The organism is Azospirillum endophyticum (genome assembly GCF_016595245.1).
Taxonomy (GTDB): Bacteria; Pseudomonadota; Alphaproteobacteria; order Azospirillales; family Azospirillaceae; genus Azospirillum; species Azospirillum endophyticum.
In genome coordinates this window covers 41,198-50,858 of record NZ_JAENHM010000002.1, presented here as the reverse complement: position 1 = coordinate 50,858, position 9,661 = coordinate 41,198, and the positions used below count along the sequence as shown (strand labels likewise).

The following is a 9,661-nucleotide window of genomic DNA, read 5'->3' as shown; positions in this document are numbered from 1 at the left end:
AAACTTACTTCTGCGACCCTCACGCACCCTGGCAGAAAGGCGGCGTCGAGAACACGATCGGGCGGCTGAGACGCAAACTACCCAGGAAGACAAACCTTGCCGTGACAACTTCGCAAGAGATTGAGGCTCACGCGGATTGGATCAACTCCATACCGCGTGAGTGCCTCGACTTCTTCACGCCAGATGATCTATTCTCTAAAAATCTCTCCGTTGCGCTTCAAGCGTGAGACCATCTCCCCGCCTTCGCGGGGATGACGGAAGTCCTTTGATGGGAATCCAATTTCCATATGCGATTGCCATACGGGCGCTGAGAAGGGAAATTGCGTACGAGGGCGTGCATCAGACCACCATGAATCCTTTTTATTAGACAATCATCATTGCCTTGCTACCTTCCGTTCCGGTCCGAGCCTTTGGGGCGACCAGCAACAATCTGATCGTGTTCCGTCCGCCCGGGCCAACCGGGACCGGAGCGGCACGACGGGGACGGATGACGCGACGAGGGGCGGGGCGCGGATCGCCGCTGTCCACGCGATGTCGACAACCCTTGCAGGGCAAAGGTGACCCTCTCATGACGATTTCAAACAAAATCATTCTGAAGACCGCACTGGCGGCGCTCGTCGTCCTGGCGCCGCTTCCCGCCGCCGCGCAAAGCAGTGCCCAAATCAAGCTGTCCGATTTGAAGGTGAAGATCGACCCGGCGCAGACGACGGTGTCGGGCATTTCGTCGGGTGCCTATATGGCCGGACAGTTCCAGGTCGCCTATTCGGGGCTGGTCAAGGCGGCCGGCATCGTCGCCGGCGGTCCCTACGACTGTGCCGAGGTGTCGGAAGGCGGCATCGCCCCGGCGGTGGTGGCGCTGAAGCGCTGCATGGACGTGGCGATGGGACCGCCCGACGTGCCGGCGCTGGTCGCCAACGCCAAGGCGCGCGAGGCGGCGAAGGAGATCGATCCGCTGTCCAACATGGCGCAGTCGAAGATCTACCTGTTCAACGGCGACGACGACCGCACGGTGAAGCGCCCGGTCGCCGACGCCACCGAGCAGTTCTACCGGGCGCTGGGGGTGGCGGAGGCGAATTTTTCCTATGTGAAGCTGCCGAAGGCGGCGCACGCCTACATCACCGACGGCTATGGCGCGGCCTGCGACTTCATCCCGCAGGAGGGGGAGAAGAGCGAATACATCAACGACTGCCGGTATGATCAGGCGGGTGCCATCGTCCGCTTCTTCTATGCCGACGCCCGGACACCGAACGCCCCCGCCGCAGCCCGCCAGCCGCAGCTGTTCGATCAGGCCCCCTTCGTCGGCGATCCCAGCCGCAGCGGCATGGGCCGGACCGGCTATGTCTATGTTCCGGAAGCCTGCGAGGGCGGCCGGCAGACCTGCCGCATCCATGTCGCTTTCCATGGCTGCCAGATGGCGTCCAACCTGATCGGCGACCATTTCGCCGTGCATGCCGGCTACAACCGCTGGGCCGACGTCAACAACATCGTCGTGCTGTACCCGCAGATCGACGGCGCCGCCAAGCCGACCTCCAACCCCAAGGCTTGTTGGGACTGGTTCGGCTACACCGGCTACGACTTCGCCCGCAAGAGCGGCTTCCAGATGACCGCCGTCCGCAAGATGATCGGCGCGCTGACAGGCGAGTGAAGGGCGGCGTTCGGTTTGCCCCCTCCCCGACCCTCCCCCGCTGGGCGGGGGAGGGGGCAGGCGCTTGTACGAGATGGCGGCGGAGTTCCCTCCCCTGCGTAGCGGGGGAGGGTTAGGGTGGGGGCATCCGAAGCCCGCACTCCACCAACAGAAAAGCCCCTCTCCGGCGAACCGGAGAGGGGCTTTTCCTTGAGCCTGAACCGATCAGGCCTTGAGGATGCCGCGGCCGGCGAAGCGGGCGGCGACGCCGAGTTGCTCCTCGATGCGGATCAGCTGGTTGTACTTGGCGAGACGGTCCGAGCGGCTGAGCGAGCCGGTCTTGATCTGGCCGCAGTTGGTGGCGACCGCCAGATCGGCGATGGTGCTGTCCTCGGTTTCGCCCGAGCGGTGCGACAGCACGGCGGTGTAGCCGGCCTTGTGCGCCATGTCGACCGCCTCCAGCGTCTCCGACAGCGTGCCGATCTGGTTCACCTTCACCAGGATCGAGTTGGCGACACCTTGGCGGATGCCCTGGGCCAGACGCTTGGGGTTGGTGACGAACAAATCGTCGCCGACCAGCTGCACCTTGGAGCCGATGGCGTCGGTCAGCGCCTTCCAGCCCTCCCAGTCGTCCTCGGCCATGCCGTCCTCGATCGAGATGATCGGGTAGCGGGCGGCCAGGTCGGCCCAGTAGGCGACCATCTGTTCCGGCGACAGCGACTTGCCTTCGCCGGCCAGCTCGTACTTGCCGTTCTTGAAGAACTCGGTCGAGGCGGCGTCGAGCGCCAGCATGACGTCGTCGCCCGGCTTGTAGCCGGCGGCCTCGATCGCCTTCATGACGAAGCCGAGCGCCTCGTCGGTCGAGCCGATGTTGGGGGCGAAGCCGCCCTCGTCGCCGACATTGGTGTTGTGGCCGGCATCCTTCAGCTTCTTCTTGAGCGACTGGAAGATCTCGGAGCCCATGCGGATGGCGTCGGCGCCGGTCTCGGCGCCCACCGGCATGATCATGAATTCCTGGATGTCGATCGGGTTGTCGGCATGGGCGCCGCCGTTGATGATGTTCATCATCGGCACCGGCAGCAGCGAGGCGAAGGCGCCGCCGACATAGCGGTAGAGCGGCAGGCCGGCATCCTCGGCGGCGGCGCGGGCGACCGCCAGCGACACGCCCAGGATGGCGTTGGCGCCGAGACGGCTCTTGTTCTCGGTGCCGTCCAGGTCGATCATGGCGAGGTCGATGGCGCGCTGGTCGTCGCCGTCGAGGCCGGCGAGCGCGTCGTAGATCTCGCCGTTGACGGATTCGACCGCCTTCAGCACGCCCTTGCCGCCGAAGCGGGACTTGTCGCCGTCGCGCAGCTCGACCGCCTCATGGGCGCCGGTCGAGGCGCCCGACGGCACCGCGGCACGGCCGAAGGCGCCGCTGTCCAGCGCGACGTCGACTTCCACGGTGGGGTTGCCGCGGCTGTCCAGGATTTCGCGGGCGTGAATCTCGGTGATGACGCTCATGATCGGTCGATCCTTCGAGGAATGGCAGCCGCGTTGTCTCGCAGGCCGCGTTTTGAGGCGCGCTGGCTTGATAGCCCCGACGTCCGGGCGATGCAATATCTGCTTCGGCTTACAACCCGGCCCGAATCGGCGCCGATCAGAGGAATCCCTCGACCATCGCGGCGAATTCGGCCGGGCGTTCGGCATGCAGCCAGTGCCCGACCCCCTCGATCATGCGGATTTCCGCCTTGGGGAAATGGCGGCGGATGGCGTCGTGATGCTCGGGCCGGATGTAGTCCGAGGCGCCGCCGCCGATGAACAGGGCCGGACCGTCATAGCGCGCGCCGCCGAAATCGGGGAAGTCGATCAGCCCCGCCATGTTCGAACCGATGGAGTCGAGGTTGATCCGCCAGGAGAAGGCGCCGTTCTCCAGCACCAGGTTCTGCATCAGGAAGGAGCGCAGCGGCGCCTCCGGAATGGCGTCGGCAAGCTGGGCCTCGACCTCCGGCCGGCGGGTGGCGCCCTCCAGCTTCGCGGCCTTCATGGCGGCGACGTAGGGGGCGTGGGTGTGGGTGTAGGCGACGGGGGCGATGTCGGCGACCACCAGCCGCTCGACCCGTTCGGGATGGGCCAGCGCCAGCGCCATGGCGGTCTTGCCGCCCATCGAATGGCCGACGATGGTGGCGCGGGCGAAGCCGCGGTCGTCGAGGAAACGCAGCACGTCGGCCGCCATCTCCGGATAGCCCATGTCCTCGGCCCAGGGCGCGCCGCCATGGTTGCGCAGATCGAGCGCATAGACCCGCCGCGATTCGCCGAAGCGGCGGGCCAGCGTCTGCCAGTTGCGCGCCGAGCCGAACAGGCCGTGCAGGACCAGCATCGGCGTTCCGCCATTGGCTTCGCCGGCTTCCAGATAGGTCAGGGGGAGGGCTTGCTGCGGCATTTCGGGGCCTTTGTCCGGTGAGGTCCGAGATGGGTTCTGGACGAATGCGGGCCGCGATCCTATGACGAACGTGGTCGCATCGCTAGAGTGCGATCGTTTCGGACGGAAACGTCCGAAGCGTGAATCGCACGAAGAATCAAACGGCTGGAGTCCATCGGATGCTTCAATAAGCCCCCGATGGACTCTAGGATGCCGCCGGGCTATTTCTGCACCACAAGAGCGACCCAGCCATCGTGTTCCGTCATATCCTGTCCGTCGGCGGCCTGACCCTGGCCAGCCGGGTGCTCGGCTTCCTGCGCGACGTGCTGACCGCGGCACTGCTCGGCGCCGGGCCGGTGGCCGACGCCTTCTTCGTCGCCTTCCGGCTGCCGAACCATTTCCGCGCCCTGTTCGCCGAGGGCGCCTTCAACTCCGCCTTCGTGCCGCTGTTCTCGGGCAAGCTGGTGCAGGACGGCGCCGCTGCCGCCCGCCGCTTCGCCGACGAGGTGATGACCTTGCTGGTCATTGTGCAGCTCGTGCTGCTGCTGGCGGTGCTGGCCTTCATGCCGCAGTTCATGACGGTCTTCGCTCCCGGCTTTGCCGACGAGCCCGAGAAGTTCCGGCTGGCGGTGCTGTTCACCAGCATCACCTTCCCCTATTTGCTGCTGATCTCGCTGGTGTCGCTCTATGGCGGCGTGCTGAACAGCATGAGCCGCTTCGGGTCGGCCGCTGCGGCGCCCATCCTGATGAATCTCTGCCTGATCGCGGCGCTGGTGGTCGGCACGCCGCTGACGCCGACGGCCGGACACGCGCTGTCCTGGGGCGTGCTGGTATCCGGCGTGGCGCAGTTCCTCTATCTGGCCTGGGACGCCCGCCGGGCCGACATGAGCCTGCGGCCGGTGATGCCGCGCCTGTCGCCCGACGTGAAGCGCTTCCTCAAGGTGCTGGGACCCGCGGCGCTGGGATCCGGCCTGACCCAGATCAGCCTGTTCGCCGATACGCTGATCGCGTCGGCGCTGCCGACCGGGGCCGTCTCCTACCTCTATTACGCCGACCGGCTGAACCAGCTGCCGCTGGGGGTGATCGGCATCGCCGTCGGCACCGTTCTGCTTCCGGAAATGTCCAAGCGGATCAAGAGCGGCGATGAGGCCGGCGCGGTCGACAGCCAGAACCGCGCCATCGAGCTGTCGCTGGTGCTGACCCTGCCGGCGGCCATCGCCTTCCTGGTGGCGGGCACGCCGATCCTGTCGGTGCTGTTCCAGCGCGGTGCCTTCGGCCCGTCCGACGCCGCGGCCTCGGCACTGACGCTGCAGGCCTATGCGCTGGGCCTGCCGGCCTTCGTGGTGATCCGCAGCCTGGTCAACGGCTTCTATGCCCGCCACGACACCGCGACGCCGGTGCGGGTGGCGCTGGCGGCGGTCGGCATCAATGTGGCGCTGAAGCTGGCGCTGATGGGGCCGCTGGCCCAGGTCGGGCTGGCGGTCGCCACCTCCGTCGGCGCCTGGGTGAATGCCGGGCTGCTGGCGCTGCTGCTGCACCGGCGCGGCCTTTTCCGCGCCGATGCGCGCCTGACCCGCAACCTGCCGCGCATGGTGGTCGCAGCATCCGCCATGGCCGGCGCCCTGTGGCTGGCGACCGGCCGGCTCGCCCCCTGGCTGGGCGCCGCCGGCGCGGCCGAGCGGCTGGGCGGGCTGCTGGTGCTGGCGGCGGTCGGGCTGGCGGTCTACGCCATCGCCGCCGTGCTGCTGGGGTTGGTGCGGCGCAGCGACCTCGGCCGTCTGCGCCGCCGCCGGGCGAAGGCGTGAATTGAAGGGCGGGAGTCTTGTCTCCGCGCTGCTTTGTCGATCTTGTTGAACACTGCGGCCCCTATCCAAAAATCCTCCGACCTCACTCCTCTGTCTGCAAAGGCCGCTCCGGATCGGCGCTCCATTCCGACATGGAGCCGTCATAGAGCCGCACGCCCGGCACCCCCGCGATCTCGCTCAACGCGAACCAGGACACCGAGGCGAGGTGGCCGGTGTTGCAGAAGGTGATGGGCTGGTCGCGCAGCGGCAGGCCGGCCTGATCGGCCAGCGCCTTCACCGCATCGGGCGTGGCGAAGCGATGCTCCGTCGGAGAATAGAGGGCGGCGATGTCCAGGTTCACCGCACCCGGGATGGTGCCGGGCGCGCGGGCCTGCGGGCTCTTGGCCTTGCCGGCGAACTGCTCGGCGGACCGGGCGTCGTGCAGGGGCACCGCCCCGGCCTGCACCGCCGTCTCGACCTGCTCCAGGGTGGCGCGCAGGTCGGTGCGGGGGCGGGCGGTGAAGCCGGCCGGTTTGCGGTCCGCCGGCTGCGGCGCCACCGGTCCGCCGGCAGCGACCCAGGCGGCGAAGCCACCGTTCAGCACCGACACCGCATCGTGCCCCAGCATCTTGAAGGTCCAATGGACGCGGGTGGCGTTGCCCATGTCCGACGCGTTGGCACCGGCCGCCACCAGAACGACGTGGTCGCCGTCGCCGATGCCGAGACCGCCGATCAGCCCGGCCAGCACCCCAGGCTCCGGCAGCATTCCGGCGCCGCCGCCGACCACCGTCCGCCAGCCGGCCGTTGCGTAATCGGAATGAACCGCTCCCGGAACGAAGCCGCCGGCGGGCGGGGTCCGCACATCCAGGACGACGAGGCCGGGGCTGTCGAGCCGGCTCTTCAGCCAGGAAGCGTCGACGAGCGGGGAAATGCTGGTGTCGGTCATCAGAGTGAACCCGGTTCCGGTTGGTCGGTGCCAGGACCTGCCATGGTCGTTGCATGATGACAACGACTCCTCCGGCGGGCCGGCGGCTGCCCGCCGTGGCGGGTGGGCGGACAGTGTGGGCGAAGTGCCGGTGCGGGAAAAGCCCAATCTTGTCGCAATGCCCGCCTGCCGGTGGCGTTGCCCGCCTACCCGCCCGGGGTGTAGGATGTCCCGTTCGTATAGGTAAGGCGCCCTTCACCGGCGCGGGAGCTTGGACAGCCATGGCCAACATCGACGACCTGCTCGGCGCCGCCGATCCCAATGACGGCGACGCCTCGTCCTTCGCCATCGGCGACGCGCCGGTGGAGATCAAGGTCGTCATCGGCACCGCCATGCTGCGTGTCCGCGATCTGCTGAAGCTGGGCCGCGGTGCCGTGGTGGAACTCGATCGCCACCTGAAGGACCCGACCGACGTCTATGTCGAGGGCGTGCTGGTCGCCCGCGGCGAGGTCGCGATCATCGACGACAAGATCGGCGTCACCCTGACCGACTTCATCAAGTCCAGCCGCGAATGGAAGCGCTGACCGCTCCATCGTCGCCGCGCCCCGCCTTGTTCCCTTTCCGATGCTTCATTCGGTAGCAGCCCCGTTCGCGCCGGCGCCTTGACGGCGGGCGGTGGCATCTGGTCTCGTTGAGGGCAATCGTGGGATGTGCCGTCGCCGACGGCATCACCCACCGGCCGGCCCGGAGAGCGATGCCATGCCCCATCACGCGGTCTCCCCATCCTCCTGCCTGCCGCGCCACTGTTCGAACCCGCAGGCTGACCGCGAGCGGGGCTACGGCCCATCGGAGCGCGCCATCCTCAGCCGGGCCGCCTTCGCCGAGGCGATGGCGGAAATCGGCGCCTGGCCGGGCTATGCCCCGACCCCGCTGCGTTCCCTGCCCGGACTGGCGCAGGAGGCCGGGATCGACCGCCTCTGGTACAAGGACGAGAGCACCCGCTTCGCGCTCGGCAGCTTCAAGGCGCTCGGCGGGGCCTATGCCGTGCTGCGCCTGCTGGCGCGGGAGGTGACGGCGCGGGTGCCCGGCGTGCCGGTGACGGCGCTGGACCTCGTCGTCGGGCGCTATGCCAAGGTGACCCGGACGCTGACCGTCACCACCGCCACCGACGGCAACCATGGCCGGTCGGTCGCCTGGGGCGCGCAGGTGTTCGGCTGCAGCTGCGTGGTGTATGTGCCCGCCGCCTGCACGCCCGGCCGCCGGGCCGCCATCGAGGCGTACGGGGCGCAGGTGGTCGTGGTGGACGGATCCTACGACGACGCGGTGCGCCGCGCCGCCGCCGACGCGGCGGAGCAGGGCCGGTTCGTCGTCTCCGACACCTCCTACACCGGCTACATGGACGTGCCGCGCGACGTGATGCAGGGCTATACCGTGATGGTGGAGGAGGCGATCCGCCAGCTTCCCGCCAGCGAACGGCCGACCCATGTCTTCGTCCAGGGCGGCGTCGGCGGGCTTCCCGCCGCCGTCTGCGGCCATCTGTGGGAAAGCTGGGGACGCCAGCGCCCGCGCTTCGTGGTGGTGGAGCCGCACAATGCCGATTGCCTGTACCAGAGCGCCGTCGCCGGCCGGCCGGTGCGGTCGTCCGGCGATCTCGACACGGTGATGGCCGGGCTCGCCTGCGGCGAGGTCTCCCCGCTGGCCTGGGCGATCCTGGAGCGCGGCGCCGACGATTTCCTGACCATCCCCGACGAGGGGGCGGTCATCGCCATGCGCAAGCTGGCGGACGGCAAGCAGGGAGGCCGCCCGGTCGTGGCCGGCGAATCCGGCGTCGCCGGGCTGGCTGGTCTGCTCTGCGCCGCGGCGCATGAGGAGATCCGGCTGGCGCTGGGCCTCGTGCCCGACGCCCGCGTGCTGGTGTTCGGGACCGAAGGGGCGACTGACCCGGAGGTGTATGAGCGGATCGTCGGCCGGACGCCGGATGCGGTCGCCGGACTGCTCAGCGCAGCAGATCGGTGACGATGTTGGCGCCGTCGGCGCTCAGGCGGTCCGCGGTCTCGCGGTAGTCGCGGGCGCCGGAGAAGCCGCCTTCCGCCTTCACCCGCTGGATCCAGGCGGGCGAGGCGCCGAGCGACACCAGGCGCTCCACCATCATCTGGGTCGAGCGCATGGTCATCCGGCCGTTCTCCGCCATGCGCGGGGCATGCACCATGAACTCCGCCCGCGGGGCGGCATAGCGCGGGTATCCGGCCAGATAGAGGCCGACGCACATGCTTTCGCAGGATTCGCCGTCGCGCACCCGGGTGGCGATCGGCCGGCCGTCTTTGCGTTCGGCCAGCACGGCGTCGATCATCCGGTACCCCGCGGCGGTGAAGCCGCCGGGGCTGGACAGCTCGATCACCAGCGGGCGGCGGGCCGGCAGGGCGTGCAGGGCGTCGACGAAGCTGCGTTCCGCCCCCGGCGTGATGATGCCGTCCAGGCGCAGAACGGTGAGGTCGCCCTGGTCGTTGCGTGACATCACGGCATCGGGAAATTCGGCGGAGGAAGCGGCAGAGGGAGCCGGCGGGGCCGGATTGACGATGACGGGGGCGACGGCAGACGGGGTGACCGGGTTGAGGGACAGGCCGTCCGGCTGGGTCGCGGCACGGCCGGACGCGGCACCTGCGATCAGCAGCGCGCCCAGACCGCACCCGAACCCGACCTTCCGTACCAGCGACCGCACCGACATCAGGACCTCCACCGCTCGTCTCGTCCAGCGTGGCGGGCAAAGCTTGCCCGAGGGTTAACGGCGTGTCTGTGGCCGGCCGCACAATGGGGGTACGAGGGGGGATGATGGGGGAGGGGAAGCCGCGGCGCGATTAAGCGTGCGCGCGGGCGCAAAGGGCGCTAGAAGAAACGGGATTCCAAGGGTATGGCCGGGGCGCCCTTTC

The 9,661-nt window shown here is 68.7% G+C and carries 9 protein-coding genes; 5 read left to right on the top strand and 4 right to left on the bottom strand.

Translation table 11 applies throughout. The features are described from left to right. Together JHL17_RS36790 and JHL17_RS00635 are read left to right on the top strand one after the other, a co-directional pair. On the top strand, positions 1–227 hold a 227-nt coding region (locus JHL17_RS36790; RefSeq protein ID WP_211113256.1), incomplete at its 5' end, for an IS30 family transposase. 341 nt (positions 228–568) lie between these two features. After that, on the top strand, positions 569–1,645 hold the full coding sequence (locus JHL17_RS00635) for an extracellular catalytic domain type 2 short-chain-length polyhydroxyalkanoate depolymerase (protein WP_200190121.1): 1,077 nt from the start codon (positions 569–571) through the stop codon (positions 1,643–1,645). 204 nt (positions 1,646–1,849) lie between these two features. On the opposite strand, the gene eno is transcribed toward JHL17_RS00635, so the two are convergent. Both eno and JHL17_RS00625 read right to left on the bottom strand, forming a co-directional pair. Next, positions 1,850–3,127, bottom strand: a complete 1,278-nt coding sequence (gene eno / locus JHL17_RS00630; protein ID WP_200190120.1) for a phosphopyruvate hydratase — start codon at positions 3,125–3,127, stop codon at positions 1,850–1,852. A 136-nt stretch (positions 3,128–3,263) separates the two neighbouring features. Further along, entirely contained in the window at positions 3,264–4,046 is a 783-nt protein-coding gene (locus JHL17_RS00625) for an alpha/beta fold hydrolase (RefSeq protein ID WP_200190119.1), read from the bottom strand. A 233-nt stretch (positions 4,047–4,279) separates the two neighbouring features. On the opposite strand from JHL17_RS00625, the gene murJ reads away from it, so the two are divergent. Next, the gene (murJ, locus tag JHL17_RS00620; RefSeq protein WP_200190118.1) at positions 4,280–5,830 is read left to right on the top strand and encodes a murein biosynthesis integral membrane protein MurJ; all 1,551 of its coding nucleotides are present in this window, start codon (positions 4,280–4,282) and stop codon (positions 5,828–5,830) included. Positions 5,831–5,912: 82 nt separating this feature from the next. On the opposite strand, the gene JHL17_RS00615 is transcribed toward murJ, so the two are convergent. Further along, positions 5,913–6,755, bottom strand: a complete 843-nt coding sequence (locus JHL17_RS00615; RefSeq protein WP_200190117.1) for a sulfurtransferase — start codon at positions 6,753–6,755, stop codon at positions 5,913–5,915. Between the two features lie 260 nt (positions 6,756–7,015). On the opposite strand from JHL17_RS00615, the gene fliN reads away from it, so the two are divergent. Together fliN and JHL17_RS00605 are read left to right on the top strand one after the other, a co-directional pair. Then, a complete protein-coding gene (gene fliN / locus JHL17_RS00610; protein ID WP_085084056.1) occupies positions 7,016–7,318 on the top strand; it encodes a flagellar motor switch protein FliN in 303 nt (100 codons plus the stop codon). A 175-nt stretch (positions 7,319–7,493) separates the two neighbouring features. Beyond that, on the top strand, positions 7,494–8,750 hold the full coding sequence (locus JHL17_RS00605) for a diaminopropionate ammonia-lyase (protein WP_200190116.1): 1,257 nt from the start codon (positions 7,494–7,496) through the stop codon (positions 8,748–8,750). Here JHL17_RS00605 and JHL17_RS00600 read toward each other — a convergent pair. Next, positions 8,731–9,459 (bottom strand): Clp protease/crotonase-like domain-containing protein, encoded by a 729-nt coding sequence (locus tag JHL17_RS00600; protein ID WP_200190115.1) that lies wholly within the window; start codon positions 9,457–9,459, stop codon positions 8,731–8,733. The two genes, JHL17_RS00605 and JHL17_RS00600, sit on opposite strands and share 20 nt — an antisense overlap. Positions 9,460–9,661 lie beyond the last annotated feature (202 nt).